13 protein-coding genes, 2 tRNA genes, 1 other RNA gene and 1 riboswitch are annotated in these 12962 nt (G+C 44.3%); of the genes, 11 read left to right on the top strand and 5 right to left on the bottom strand.

Annotation, left to right across the window (positions count from 1 at the left end; all coding sequences use genetic code 11):
- Window positions 1-8: 8 nt before the first annotated feature.
- The 9 genes from D0T66_RS07115 (at window position 9) to D0T66_RS07075 (ending at window position 7884) form a co-directional block, all read left to right on the top strand.
- A complete protein-coding gene (locus D0T66_RS07115; protein WP_163356556.1) occupies window positions 9-767 on the top strand; it encodes a hypothetical protein in 759 nt (252 codons plus the stop codon).
- Between the two features lie 21 nt (window positions 768-788).
- Window positions 789-1151 carry a 6-carboxytetrahydropterin synthase QueD gene (gene queD / locus D0T66_RS07110; RefSeq protein WP_163356555.1) on the top strand — a complete coding sequence of 121 codons (363 nt, stop codon included), beginning with the start codon at window positions 789-791 and terminating at the stop codon, window positions 1149-1151.
- Window positions 1132-1713 carry a 7-carboxy-7-deazaguanine synthase QueE gene (locus D0T66_RS07105; RefSeq protein WP_163356554.1) on the top strand — a complete coding sequence of 194 codons (582 nt, stop codon included), beginning with the start codon at window positions 1132-1134 and terminating at the stop codon, window positions 1711-1713. The genes queD and D0T66_RS07105 overlap by 20 nt, the downstream gene beginning before the upstream one ends.
- Before the next feature lie 5 nt (window positions 1714-1718).
- A complete protein-coding gene (locus tag D0T66_RS07100; RefSeq protein WP_163356553.1) occupies window positions 1719-2633 on the top strand; it encodes a ribonuclease Z in 915 nt (304 codons plus the stop codon).
- 78 nt (window positions 2634-2711) lie between these two features.
- Window positions 2712-3059: a T9SS type A sorting domain-containing protein gene (locus D0T66_RS16340; protein ID WP_255489757.1), complete on the top strand. Its 348-nt coding sequence runs from the start codon at window positions 2712-2714 to the stop codon at window positions 3057-3059.
- 87 nt (window positions 3060-3146) lie between these two features.
- On the top strand, window positions 3147-3950 hold the full coding sequence (locus tag D0T66_RS07090; protein ID WP_163356552.1) for a patatin-like phospholipase family protein: 804 nt from the start codon (window positions 3147-3149) through the stop codon (window positions 3948-3950).
- 53 nt (window positions 3951-4003) lie between these two features.
- Window positions 4004-5692: an alpha-amylase family glycosyl hydrolase gene (locus D0T66_RS07085; protein WP_163356551.1), complete on the top strand. Its 1689-nt coding sequence runs from the start codon at window positions 4004-4006 to the stop codon at window positions 5690-5692.
- Window positions 5693-5772: 80 nt separating this feature from the next.
- Window positions 5773-6711: a ribose-phosphate pyrophosphokinase gene (locus tag D0T66_RS07080; RefSeq protein WP_163356550.1), complete on the top strand. Its 939-nt coding sequence runs from the start codon at window positions 5773-5775 to the stop codon at window positions 6709-6711.
- Window positions 6712-6960: 249 nt separating this feature from the next.
- Complete coding sequence (locus D0T66_RS07075; RefSeq protein WP_163356549.1) at window positions 6961-7884, top strand: hypothetical protein; 924 nt, start codon at window positions 6961-6963, stop codon at window positions 7882-7884.
- Between the two features lie 69 nt (window positions 7885-7953).
- Here the strand turns inward: D0T66_RS07075 and rnpB are convergent.
- Window positions 7954-8315, bottom strand: an RNA gene (gene rnpB, locus D0T66_RS07070) — RNase P RNA component class A.
- A gap of 111 nt (window positions 8316-8426) precedes the next feature.
- On the opposite strand from rnpB, the gene D0T66_RS07065 reads away from it, so the two are divergent.
- Window positions 8427-10178 (top strand): DNA polymerase III subunit gamma/tau, encoded by a 1752-nt coding sequence (locus tag D0T66_RS07065; RefSeq protein ID WP_163356548.1) that lies wholly within the window; start codon window positions 8427-8429, stop codon window positions 10176-10178.
- A gap of 52 nt (window positions 10179-10230) precedes the next feature.
- Window positions 10231-10434, top strand: a riboswitch (cobalamin riboswitch).
- A gap of 154 nt (window positions 10435-10588) precedes the next feature.
- Complete coding sequence (locus D0T66_RS07060) at window positions 10589-12001, top strand: DUF5074 domain-containing protein (protein WP_163356547.1); 1413 nt, start codon at window positions 10589-10591, stop codon at window positions 11999-12001.
- Window positions 12002-12088: 87 nt separating this feature from the next.
- Here the strand turns inward: D0T66_RS07060 and D0T66_RS16440 are convergent, their stop codons facing one another.
- The 4 genes from D0T66_RS16440 to ribH all read right to left on the bottom strand — a co-directional run bounded on the left by D0T66_RS16440 (window position 12089) and on the right by ribH (window position 12953).
- Complete coding sequence (locus tag D0T66_RS16440) at window positions 12089-12175, bottom strand: Arm DNA-binding domain-containing protein (RefSeq protein ID WP_163356674.1); 87 nt, start codon at window positions 12173-12175, stop codon at window positions 12089-12091.
- An 80-nt stretch (window positions 12176-12255) separates the two neighbouring features.
- Window positions 12256-12328, bottom strand: a tRNA-Gly gene (locus tag D0T66_RS07050).
- Window positions 12329-12333: 5 nt separating this feature from the next.
- A tRNA-Tyr gene (locus tag D0T66_RS07045) sits at window positions 12334-12419 on the bottom strand.
- A gap of 36 nt (window positions 12420-12455) precedes the next feature.
- On the bottom strand, window positions 12456-12953 hold the full coding sequence (gene ribH, locus D0T66_RS07040) for a 6,7-dimethyl-8-ribityllumazine synthase (protein ID WP_163356546.1): 498 nt from the start codon (window positions 12951-12953) through the stop codon (window positions 12456-12458).
- Window positions 12954-12962: the final 9 nt, after the last annotated feature.

The raw sequence follows: 12962 nt of genomic DNA, 5'->3' as shown, positions 1-12962 counted from the left end.
CTCATTCAATGATACGCAATTTAATTTTATATTCTCTTTTTTTCTGTTCTTTGTTTTTCTCCTGTACTGGTGAGAATAAAGCAAAAACAGAAACCGATCAGCCCGCTATTGACGAGACTTTAAAATCTGCTGGCATTCCGTCGGAAATTGTGTATAAGGATAGTTTTTCAGAGGAGAATACCCTTGCTTTTTTTAATCCGATTGGCATTATAGGGACTGGCTTGGTTAATATCAGTTCATACATAGAAGATGAAAATCATGAAACTGTCTCTTTCGAGAGAATAGTTATCTATAATGACTCTGCATGCGAAAACTTGTTTTGTGATTACAATATTGACAGAGCCAATAATCCTCCGAAAGACAAGAATATAATCCCAATATATAACAGCATCGATTATGGATGGTATTGTTTTGTTTGTACAGCCTCGAATGCTGATTCATACGAAGTAGCCATAAATGGAACAGATAAGAAATATATTAGGAAAAATAGAAATATCAAGTATTATACATGGGAAAATTTCTTCCAGTCTGTATTCACAATAGATCCGACAGAAGACAATCCTTTACGGGAATCGCCTTCAGATGATGCTCCTGTAGTTGATGACCTTACAAGTAAAGATGAAGGTGATGAACCCGAAGACTATTACCAAGAAGTTAGACTTGAAGATGAATGGCTTCATATCAAATATAAGAAATCGGGACATGAAGGCTGGCTTAGATGGAAAAAAGGAAATGACGTGATCGTTGATATTTGTATTTCATGGTAAAGTATTATTCATAAATAAGATATGTACAAAATAAGTAAACAATTTGCCTTTTCGGCATCGCACATATTAGAAGGGCTTCCGCAGGAACACCCTTGCGCACGCATGCACGGGCACAACTATATTGTCACAGTCCATCTGAAAGCGGAGCAACTGAACAAAGTCGGTTTCGTAAAAGACTATCGCGAGTTGAGCGCCGTAAAGGAATACATCGACAACGAACTCGACCACCGTCACCTGAATGATGTATTTCCGTTCAACCCGACTGCCGAAAATATGGCAAAGGCTATTTACGACAGATTCAAGCCGGAAATGCCCGAACTGTACGCCGTAGAAGTTTCGGAAACACCCAAAACAACAGCTATCTATGAAGCTGATTGTAAATGAAATATTCTACTCCTTGCAGGGCGAAGGGGGGCGGCAGGGCGAAGCTTCTATCTTTATTCGCCTGACGAAATGCAATCTGGCTTGCGATTTCTGCGATACCGATTTCGAGACAGGCGAAGAAATGACCATGCCGCAACTACTGGACCAGATAGCCCAATATCCCTGCAAATGGATTATCTGGACAGGTGGCGAACCAACTTTGCAGTTGAAAGACGAACACCTGAAATTCTTTGCCGGACATGGCTATAAACAGGCTATAGAAACCAACGGAACGCGCCCCGTACCATCATTGCTCGATTATATCGCCTGTAGCCCGAAAGGGAATTACGAGAAGCTGAAATCCATTATCCCTTTTGCGCACGAAATACGCATCCCGGTAAAGAAAGGCGACGCCATACCCGACACAACGATGCTGCCTGCGGCCACAAACTATTTCCTCAGCCCGGTATTCGACGGCGACAGGCTGAATATGGAAAATATAGCTTATTGCGTAGACTTTATTAAGAATAACCCTCAATGGAAGCTTAGCCTCCAGGTACACAAACTGATACACATAGAATAAACCACATGGAAAAATTCGATGTCAACATATTAGGATGCGGCTCGGCAACGCCCACTTTACAGCATTTCCCATCCACACAAGTGGTGAATATACGGGAGAAACTGTTTATGCTCGATTGCGGCGAAGGAGCGCAACTCCAATTCCGCAAGAGCAAGCTATCATTCAGCCGTCTCAACCGTATCTTCATTACGCACCTGCATGGCGACCATTGCTTCGGGCTAATCGGTTTCATCTCCACATTGGCTCTGCTCGGACGCACAGGCGACCTCGTCATCCATGCCCATGCCGACCTCGAAAAGTTGCTACGTCCGCAGTTAGACTACTTTTGCAGGGATAACCCCTTCAATGTAAAGATAGAACCTTTCGCGCCGGAAAAGAACGAAGTAATATACGAAGACCGTTCCCTCACGGTCAGCACCATCCCGTTGAAGCATCGCATCCCTTGTGCCGGATTCCTCTTCCGCGAAAAGGAGAAGGAAGCCCGCCTCATAAAAGATATGGTAGAATTTTACCAGATTCCTATCAGAGACAGGGTAGCTATTAAGCAAGGTGCCGACTTTGTGAAAGAGGACGGAACAGTCGTACCCAATGCCAAGTTGACCAAGCCTGCCGATAAAGCCCGCAGTTATGCCTATTGCTCAGACACGATATACGACGAAGCCATCGTGCCCATTATCGAGGGGGTAGATGTGTTATACCACGAGGCCACTTACACCAACAACGAACTGCCGCAAGCCACATCGCGCGGACATGCTACGGCAGCGCAGGCAGCACAGATAGCCAAACTGGCGAATGCCGGAAAACTCATCATCGGCCACTTCTCGGCACGCTACCCCGACAACAGAATCTTCTTGAGGGAGGCACAAGAGATATTCCCGAATACAATCCTCGCCAACGAAGGGCTATGTGAAAAATTGTGAACCAAATCGTTTTTTTTGCCTATTTTAATTCTCTTTCTTATTTATATAGTTATATTTGCATCAGTGGTTAAAATCGGAATGAAGAAATTACTTTATACTACATTGATTTTTACGCTATTGACGGTTTACTCCACTTCGCTGAATGCCGAGGTGGGAGTTGATGCGTTTATCAATGAAGAACTTTCCGAACGAGACGAAAACAATCCCGAAAATTTGATGACAATCGATGTCTACATCAACAGTTCGACAACTATCCGGCTCGAAAATGTTTCTACCAAAAACACATTGGACGTATATAGCATTCTGGGTGTAAAAGTGACCAGCAGACAACTGAAAAACTATACGACCAATTACAATATAGAGTTACCCAAAGGCATCTATATCCTGAAATCGGGGAAAGTGACTAAAAAGATAGTCGTCAGATAACAATACTGGCGCACTCCTAAAAATATAGCAGAAAGAGAAACACAATGTTTCTCTTTTTTGTACACCTACTATTAAATTAATTCGATTATGTCTACACAAAAGGCTGACAATACAAAAACATACAAGCTGGGCGTTGCCCTCAGCGGAGGCGGAGCAAAAGGCTTTGCGCATCTGGGCGTGATGCAGGCGTTGCAGGATAATGGTATCTCACCCGACATCATTTCGGGCACAAGTGCAGGAGCATTGGCCGGCGTACTGATTGCCGACGGATACGAGCCGCACGACATCATAACCCTGTTCGAGAAGAAAGCCTTTAAGCAGTTTGCACAGATTACAATGCCCAAATGCGGATTCTTCCATACCAAACCGTTCTACGCCTTTCTGGAAAAGCATCTGACAGCCCGCACTTTCGAAGAATTAAAAATACCTTTATTGGTAGTGGCAACGGATATAGAAGAAGGCAAATCACATACCTTTTCGTCCGGCCCTTTACTCGAAACGATTGTTGCGTCGTGCGCTTTCCCCATCGTTTTCTCCCCTGTGGAAATAGGCGGGAAGCATTATGTAGACGGAGGGTTGTTCAAGAACTTCCCTGTTTCGATAATCCGCAAACAATGCAAAACGATAATAGGCGTCAACGTCAGCCCGCTGAACCGGGTGAAATATCGTGAATCGCTTAAATATATCATAGAGAGGTCTTACCACTATCTTTCTATCTCGAATACATTCCTCGACAGGCAACTGTGCGACATTCTCCTCGAACTGGCCAACCTGAACGAATATCCGATGTTCGACCTGGAACACCCACGCGAAATATATCAAAGGGGGTACAACTTTACATTAAAATGGATGGAAGAAAACGAACATAAACTAAGTACCTTTGTTCACTAAAAAGAATTTTCTATTTTAGATGCAAATTAACAATTCAGTTAAACTATCGGATTATGAAAGATGAAAAAGTACTGATATATCAGGTTTTCCCGCGCTGGTTCGGAAACAGCAACACAACAAACAAAGAAAACGGAACATTAGAAGAAAACGGCTCGGGTAAATTCTCGGCCTTTGACAATAAAGCGCTGAAAGAAATCAAGCGGATGGGATTTTCGCATATCTGGTATACCGGCGTATTGGAACATGCCACCAAAACCGATTATTCGGCCTTCGGTATCGCCAAAGATCATCCCGATGTAGTAAAAGGCAATGCCGGTTCGCCGTATGCCATCAAAGACTATTACGATGTAGATCCCGATTTGGCTGACGAAGTAGGGAAACGCGTACACGAGTTTGAGCAACTGATAAAGCGTTCGCACGAAAACGGGTTGAAGGTTATCCTCGATTTTGTGCCGAACCACACTGCCCGCCAATACCATTCGGATGCAAAACCCAAAAAGGTAAAAGACATAGGCGGAAGCGACAATTCCGCCGAAGCTTTCAATCCCGACAATAATTACTATTATATCCCCGGAAAGCGATTGGAGTTGCAATTCCCGCACACAACGGGCGAAGGAGAATATATAGAAGAGCCGGCGAAAGTCACCGGAAACGACCACTTCGATAACAAACCCTCGATAAATGATTGGTACGAAACCGTGAAACTCAATTACGGCATCGACTATATGAACGGACGTGCGCCTCATTTTGTGCCGGTGCCGGACTTATGGCTGAAACTGAAAGATATTCTTTGCTTCTGGGCATCGAAAGGAATCGACGGTTTCCGCTGCGATATGGCAGAAATGGTTCCTGTCGAATTTTGGAACTGGGTGATAAAAGAAGTAAAAGCCAACTATAAACCGGTTATTTTTATCGGCGAGATATATGTTCCTCATCAATATCAGAACTATATAAACGCAGGGTTCGACTACTTGTACGACAAAGTCGGGCTGTACGACACCTTGCGAAATATTATCTGCGGACATCAACCGGCATCGGATATTACCTTTTGCTGGCAAAGCCTCAACGGATTGGAAAAGAAAATGCTCAATTTCCTCGAAAACCACGACGAGCAGCGTGTTGCGTCCGATTTCTTCGCAGGCGATGCTTTCAAAGCTATCCCCGGAATGATTGTTTCGGCCACGATGAATACCAATCCCATGATGATTTACGCCGGACAAGAACTGGGCGAGCGCGGCATGGACAAAGAAGGGTTCAGCGGCCTCGACGGGCGCACCACTATCTTCGACTACTGGTCGGTAGAGACTATCCGCAACTGGCGAAATGGCGGTAAATTCGGCACAGCAGGATTGACAAAAGAGCAAGCAAAGTTGCGTAAATTCTATACACAACTATTGAGTAGCTGCGTAACAGAAGATGCCATCAGCAAAGGAACATTCTTCGACTTGATGTATGTCAATTACGAGAATCCATACTTCGATTCTACCAAACAATACGCCTTTCTGCGCGCATACAAGAAAGAATTACTGTTCATCATCGCCAATTTCTCCGATCACCAAGCCGAAGTTTCGACTGTCATCCCCGACGAAGCCTACGAATATATGAAACTATCGCCGGCAAAGGTGAAAGGCGCGAAAGAACTACTGACAAACAAGCCATTTGCGTTGGACGATAACTTCCCGAATTCGATTAAAACGAAACTGAATGCCCGTTCGGGAATGATTGTCAAAATTTCGTTTTAAATAATGCTCGAAACTCATTTCTATTTTATACTTTTGTGGGGTTAACGAGAATGTAGTTGAACTTTTAAGCTTATCAAACAATGGTAGAAGATGTGCCTTTTAAGATTTTTGCGGGAACAAACTCCCGTTATCTGGCCGAAAAAATCTGTGCAAGTTTAGGATGTCCACTCGGACAAATGAATATAGAACGTTTTGCCGATGGCGAGTTTTCAGTTTCGTACGAAGAATCGATCCGTGGACACCAAGTATTTCTGGTACAATCCACATTCCCTACTTCCGACAACCTGATGGAGTTGCTGCTGATGATAGACGCAGCCAAAAGAGCTTCGGCACGCTCTATTGTAGCGGTTATTCCCTATTTCGGATGGGCACGCCAAGACCGTAAAGACAAACCCCGCGTATCCATCGGGGCAAAGCTGATTGCCGATATGCTCAGCGCAGCCGGAATCAATCGTTTGATAACTATGGATTTACATGCCGACCAGATACAAGGCTTCTTCAATGTACCTGTCGACCACTTATATGCTTCGGCTATCTTTGTCGACTACATCAAATCGCTGAATTCGGATAACCTCGTGATTGCAACTCCTGATGTGGGAGGTACAAAACGTGCCAGTTCGTATGCCAAATACTTCGGTTTCCCGATGGTAATTTGCTACAAGCTACGCAAAAAAGCAAACGTTATATCCGAAATGCAAATCATCGGAGACGTAACAGATATGGACGTCCTGCTGGTAGACGATATTGTAGACACTGCGGGAACAATCACCAAAGCTGCCGACCTGATGATGGCCAACGGAGCACGCTCGGTACGCGCCATCGCCAGCCACGCCGTCATGTCCGATCCGGCATCGCAACGCATCGACGAATCGGCTCTGACAGAGATGGTATTCACCGACAGCATCCCTTATCCGAAGAAATCGGCTAAAGTAACAATACTCCCTGTTGCCGATGTATTTGCCGATGCTATCCGCCGCGTATGCAGCAACCAGTCGATAAGTTCGCTATACGTATTGTAATATATCATATAACCAACGCCAATAGAAGATGTCTTATCCAAGGCATCTTTTGTTGTTTATTGTTCATTTTGATTTCCTGCTTCATCTACAAAACAGGCAGTTTCGTCTACGAAATAAGCAATTTCGTCGACCCAAAAACCCATTTCGTCTACTAAATAATTTTCACATTCTTCTTATAAATATATTTGTCCAATATTTTGCTGAATATAAAGATAATATATTAAATAATACACAAATTAAAAAGAAGTTATGAGAACATTTAAATCAGTAATACAAACTTTACTTATCTGTCTCCCGCTCATATTAGTATCTTGTAGTAGCGACGACGATAACAATGACAACAGCCCCAAAGGAAGTGGCGGCGAAGAATCAACAGAACTCCCTGCAGCAACAGCAGACGACTTCTTGCCAAGCGAAATGAAAGGAAGACTCGGTGACTTCTTAGGATTCGCTTGCAATGCGAATTATACTTTCACCTATGACGACCAGAATCGTCTGGCTTCGGTAAAAGAAGAAAGTATATCTGAGTCATCCGACCTTGTTTACATCTTTTCGGTTAATTACAACGAAGCCGGAACTGTTACATCCATCTCCGAAAAAATGATGCATGGTGATAGGACATCATCAAGAAAAGGGTATCCTCTACACCAAGAAGGCAATACTATTCGCTGGGATCAAGAGATTCATTACAACGAAGATGGAACGGTGGAGACAGCAACTCCAATGGATTATACGATAACACTGAATGCCAACGGATGGGTTTCGAAAATAGATGTCACAAGAGCAGGCCCTGTGTATAGAAGTGTGGATTATACCTACGATGCTGCCGGAAGATTACTTGATCCATTGAGTACCTTTTCTCGCGAAGGGCACAATGATCTTCAGACAGAATATGATAGTGAAGGACTTGGTATTTTCCGCAATGTAGAAACTCCGAGCTGGGTACTATTCCTCTTGTTCGAAGAATTCATGCCAAGAGCAGCCCACCTGAAAACAATGGCGAATAAAGGCGATGGCGTTATGACAGCAGTGTCATTTACAGATCCTTGGGGAAGATATCACCGGAAGGAATATGAAATCACATATGACGAATACGGTTTTCCGGAACATATACAGCCTATTTCCAGCATCCCATACAGCGGCATTACTTTCAAATACATAAGAAAGAAATAATATACTCCGCTGAAATCAATAAAAATAGCCTCGGACATCCATTCCGGGGCTTTCTTCTTTTTTGAAAAATAAAACAGTAAGCCTGTAAGCCGGGTTCTGTGCTCCAAAAAGATGGAGTGTCTGTCATTTATCTAAACTTACCGTCACCGGTAAGCTCGAGCGACCTACCCCCCGGCATCGGACGAGCAGCCCTACATGCGCCGGTATACATGGTCTTGCAACTCGCAAGTAGTACGGCTCCGCATATTGCTATGCAGACCGGTGGGCTCTTACCCCGCCTTTTCACCCTTACCCTGCCAATGGCAAGGCGGTTATTTTCTGTTACCTTCAACTCTACCCTCGCGGATAGCTTCCCGTTAGGAAATGCGATGCTCTGTGTTGCCCGGACTTTCCTCTTACCCCGAGAGGCAAGCGACAAACCGGCCTACTGCATTTATTGCCACAAAGGTAAGAATAATCGGACAGCCTTGTATATCTTTCTCACTTTTTAAGATTCACCCTCTTTCACCGACAAAGTATTTTAGTTATCTTTGTTTTCGCCTATGGAAAATTATATTGTTTCGGCTCGTAAATACCGCCCATCGACCTTTCGTTCGGTGATAGGGCAGCGTGCACTGACCACTACCCTGCTGAATGCGATAGCTTCGAACAAACTGGCACATGCTTATTTGTTCTGTGGCCCGCGTGGAGTAGGAAAAACGACTTGTGCCCGCATCTTTGCCAAAACAATTAATTGCCTCACTCCTACTGCCGAGGGTGAAGCCTGCAACCAGTGCGAATCGTGCGTAGCATTCAATGAGAACCGCTCGTATAACATTCACGAGCTGGATGCCGCCTCCAACAACTCGGTAGAGGATATCCGCTCACTTATCGATCAGGTACGTATCCCGCCACAAATAGGACGATACAAGGTATATATCATCGACGAGGTGCATATGCTTTCGCAGGCGGCCTTCAATGCTTTTCTCAAAACATTGGAAGAGCCCCCTAAGCATGCCATTTTTATCCTCGCCACCACCGAGAAGCATAAGATATTGCCTACTATCCTCTCGCGATGCCAGATATACGATTTCAGCCGCATCACGATAAAAGACATAGTAGACCACCTCGAATATGTTGCGCAACAGGAAGGTGTCACTACCGAACCCGAAGCGCTCAATGTTCTTGCCCAAAAGGCTGACGGAGGAATGCGGGATGCCTTGTCCATCTTCGACCAGGCAGTCAGCTTCACAGGAGGAAATGTAACATACAAAGCCGTTATCGAAAACCTCAACGTGCTCGATTACGAATATTATTTCCGCCTGACGGATTATATCCTGACAGGGAATGTAACGGATAGCCTTCTTGTAATGAACGAGATACTGGCTAAAGGCTTTGACGGACACAATATTATTACCGGACTGGCGTCGCACTTCCGCGACCTGCTTTTATGCAAAGATCCACGCACAGCCGTGATGTTCGAAGTAGGGGCATCGATGCGACAGCGCTATGTGGACATGGCCGCCAAGTGCAGCAATGAATTTCTATACAAAGCAATAGAGTTAGTCAATGACGCAGACCTGAAATACAGGGCAAGCAAAAATAAGCGGCTCCTCATCGATTTAACGCTGATAATGTTATGCCAATTATCTTTGCCTCAGACAGCAGGTGAGGATCAAAAAAAAAAGCGGGAGATAGCTCCGCTTAATCCGGTTGCTTCTGCTGCACCCGCACAGGCTGCAAGCAATCAGCCTACATCTCCTGCAAACACTCCACCCGCACCCAGAACGGTAACAGCACCCAACATAGCACCTCGCCCGGGTTCGACGACGAATAAACCGAAAGCTCCTGCTTTGGGCGGAACAAATGGTTTAGGGGGTGTATCCCTTTCTGCTATTACCAATGGCAATAAAGAGGAAAAAGAAGAGGTCTACGTACAGGTGGAAGCCATGAATGAAACGTTCACTCCTATCCAGCTCATCAATGAATGGAAAGCTTTTGCCGAAGCTTTGACAGAGGAGCATCACCTCAAAAATACCATGCTCAATTGCTTGCCTGCCTTGCTGAATAATACAACATTCGAAGTAGTGGTGAACAACCCTATGCAGGAGCAACGATTAGTCGATCATGGTGTGGATATATTATCGAACCTGAGACATAAGCTACGCAATACGAACATACAAATGCAGATAAGAGTCAGCGAAGACAACGAAAAGAAGCTGGCTTTCACACCACAGGAGAAATTCAAATTAATGGCTGAAGAGAACAATGCCTTGTCTTTGCTAAAGGATGAATTCGGACTGGAACTTTCTTAATTTTTCCGCATAAAATATCCGCTTCAAAATTGTCATATTAAAAAAAAGTGCCATCTTTGCACTCGATTTTGGTGTTACAATTCGGCATCGCCCGATAGTAATGAAAAGGGAATCAGGTGAAAATCCTGAACAGACCCGCTGCTGTAAGCTCCGCCAAAAATCTCCGTACAATACTCAAAACCACTGCTGAATAAGCGGGAAGGACGTTTCGGAGATGGAGTAAGTCAGAAGACCTGCCAAGATAAATTGTTGAGGCTTTCGAGGATTAGAGCCGAAGAAGACAAAATTGGTATCGTCATGCCCATCCGGGAAATCAATATCTAATTTGCGACCTTCACTCCTCCTTTGTTAGTCATTTTAATTCAATTGAAATGGACTTACATAATTATTAATCATTCAAACAATTAGAAATGAAAAAGTTTTCAATTTATTTATTGTTGATACTCGGCGTAGTATCGATGGGAGTTAGTTGTAGTGACGACAACAATGATTCGGACAAAAAAGTAGTTCTCCCCGACTCCAAGGCATCGGAGCCGGTCGCATCCAATGGCTTCTATATAGCCAATGAAGATTGGTTTGGACATGACGAAGGAACAGTAAACTATTTCACCAATTCGGGCAGCATCAACTATCGCGCTTATCGTGCAGCCAATCCGGGTGAAACATTAGGGACGACAACGCAATTTGCGACTATATATGGAGATTACATCTACTTCGTTTCGAAAATGGGCAACAGGCTTGTTGTTACCGACAAGGAGTTGAAGAAAAAAGCTGTTATTACCGATCTTAGCAGCGACGGACGGGCATTTATAGGCGTATCTGAAAACAAGGCGTATATATCGACATACCGAGGGATTAATATATTCGATATAGAGACGCTTTCTGTGACAGGAACAATTTCGGGCATATCAGGAGAGTGCGGAGGAATGGTGCTTGCCGGCAACCGGGTATTCATCATAAACAAGAGCGTAGGTGTGCAAGTTGTTAACGCATCGACCGACGAACTGGAAGAAACCATCGTTGCAGGTAGTGTAGGCAATATCACACAAAGTAAAGACGGGCATGTCTGGGTAAGCAATGAATCAGCTAAAACGTTGACTAAAGTAAATCCTTATACTTTGGAAACGGCAACGATCGACATATCATCAGCAAACATTGGAAATACGTGGTTCGCGTGGAATGCCGGTTCGCTTTGCGCCAGCACGCAAGAGAATGCGTTGTATTGGAAAACCGGAAAGAACATCAATAAATTGGATGTAACAACGCAACAAATAACAACTATCTATACGTTAGGGAGCGACGATGAAGGAAAAGCACTGGCATATTACGGGGCAGGCTTGCGCGTAGATCCGTTGACCGATAAGGTAATCGCGACAGTATATCGCTCGGGTTGGGGAGACAGTTATTCGTACAACTGGGTGCATATATTGGACAATACTGGTAATGTGGAAAAGGTTATCACAGTCAAAGGTGGAACAGGTGCCGAAGGCACAGAAAACGACAATTACTACTGGTTTCCGGCTGTCCCATTCTTCGAGGATAATAACAAGCCCGAGATATTATTGAACCAGATTATTGTTGCGCCGGATGCAACTGCACGCATAAACCTCAACGAAAAGATTGTAGATGCAGACAATGCCTCGGCAACAATCGTAAAAAGTTTCTCTTGGGAGGAAGACGATTTGCTGGAAGCGGTTAGCTTAGAAGAGAACACACTTGTGGTGAAAGCAAAAAGCCAAACCGGCAAAACGAAAATTACCATCAAAGCACTTTCGAACGGACAAATAGCAGAAAAAGAAATACGCGTAGATGTGAGAGAGTAAAATACGTCTTATGGAGAGCAGGCAGGCATTAATGCCTGCCTTTCCTTTCTAAAAACGAAAGACGGGGCTCAAACCCGCGATCTTGCATTACTTTTTACTGTCTTTGCAGATACGAATCATCAAAGGACGTTCGCCATTTGCGAGAGTTTTTGACTTGAATAACACCACATTCATGGTTTAACTCACATCATTAAAACCAGTAAATTCAGCAACAAAAAAGACGACTACTTGTTCAGTAATCGTCTTTTTCTTAGAGCGGAAGACGGGGCTCAAACCCGCGACCCTCAGCTTGGAAGGCTGATGCTCTATCAACTGAGCTACTTCCGCAATTTTGGTGGGCAGTGAAGGATTCGAACCTCCGAAGTCGAAAGACAGCTGAGTTACAGTCAGCCCCAGTTGGCCACTTTGGTAACTGCCCTATTGCCTTAGGCGAATGCAAAAGTAATACAATTTTTCATTCTGACAAATTTCTGCGATAAAAATCTATCATTTTTATTGCTGCTATTGCACATTCGTCGCCTTTGTTGCCATGTTTACCGCCTGCGCGGTCTTCTGCCTGCTGCATCGTATCTGTTGTCAGCAGCCCGAATATGAATGGAACGTCGTAACGGATATTCATATCGGCAATGCCTTGGGTGACTCCGCTGCATACGTAATCGAAATGCGGCGTATCGCCACGCACAACGCATCCGAATGCGATGACGGCATCTAATCCTTTATTCTCGACCAAATGCTTCGCTCCGAAGATTAATTCAAAGCTACCCGGTACAAAGTCCACAACAATATTTTCTTCTTTTACGCCATGCTTTACAAGTGTCTTATATGCTCCGTCGAGGAGGGCATTGGTTATCTTATCGTTCCATTCCGAAACGACGATACCAATCTTCATTTCGCTCCCATCAGGAACTTTAGCGGGATCATAAGACGATAAATTATGATAAGCTGTTGCCATCTATAATCA

The organism is Dysgonomonas sp. 25, assembly GCF_010501075.1.
In the GTDB taxonomy this organism is placed as follows: Bacteria; Bacteroidota; Bacteroidia; order Bacteroidales; family Dysgonomonadaceae; genus Dysgonomonas.
This window is presented reverse-complemented; position numbering and strand designations above follow the sequence as displayed.

Bases quoted from the DNA above. Each gene is read 5' to 3' on its own strand.
- D0T66_RS07115 (WP_163356556.1), top strand. From the start codon at position 9: ATGATACGCAATTTAATTTTATATTCTCTTTTTTTCTGTTCTTTGTTT.
- queD (WP_163356555.1), top strand. From the start codon at position 789: ATGTACAAAATAAGTAAACAATTTGCCTTTTCGGCATCGCACATATTA.
- D0T66_RS07105 (WP_163356554.1), top strand. From the start codon at position 1,132: ATGAAGCTGATTGTAAATGAAATATTCTACTCCTTGCAGGGCGAAGGG.
- D0T66_RS07100 (WP_163356553.1), top strand. From the start codon at position 1,719: ATGGAAAAATTCGATGTCAACATATTAGGATGCGGCTCGGCAACGCCC.
- D0T66_RS16340 (WP_255489757.1), top strand. From the start codon at position 2,712: ATGAAGAAATTACTTTATACTACATTGATTTTTACGCTATTGACGGTT.
- D0T66_RS07090 (WP_163356552.1), top strand. From the start codon at position 3,147: ATGTCTACACAAAAGGCTGACAATACAAAAACATACAAGCTGGGCGTT.
- D0T66_RS07085 (WP_163356551.1), top strand. From the start codon at position 4,004: ATGAAAGATGAAAAAGTACTGATATATCAGGTTTTCCCGCGCTGGTTC.
- D0T66_RS07080 (WP_163356550.1), top strand. From the start codon at position 5,773: ATGGTAGAAGATGTGCCTTTTAAGATTTTTGCGGGAACAAACTCCCGT.
- D0T66_RS07075 (WP_163356549.1), top strand. From the start codon at position 6,961: ATGAGAACATTTAAATCAGTAATACAAACTTTACTTATCTGTCTCCCG.
- D0T66_RS07065 (WP_163356548.1), top strand. From the start codon at position 8,427: ATGGAAAATTATATTGTTTCGGCTCGTAAATACCGCCCATCGACCTTT.
- D0T66_RS07060 (WP_163356547.1), top strand. From the start codon at position 10,589: ATGAAAAAGTTTTCAATTTATTTATTGTTGATACTCGGCGTAGTATCG.
- D0T66_RS16440 (WP_163356674.1), bottom strand. From the start codon at position 12,175: ATGAATGTGGTGTTATTCAAGTCAAAAACTCTCGCAAATGGCGAACGT.
- ribH (WP_163356546.1), bottom strand. From the start codon at position 12,953: ATGGCAACAGCTTATCATAATTTATCGTCTTATGATCCCGCTAAAGTT.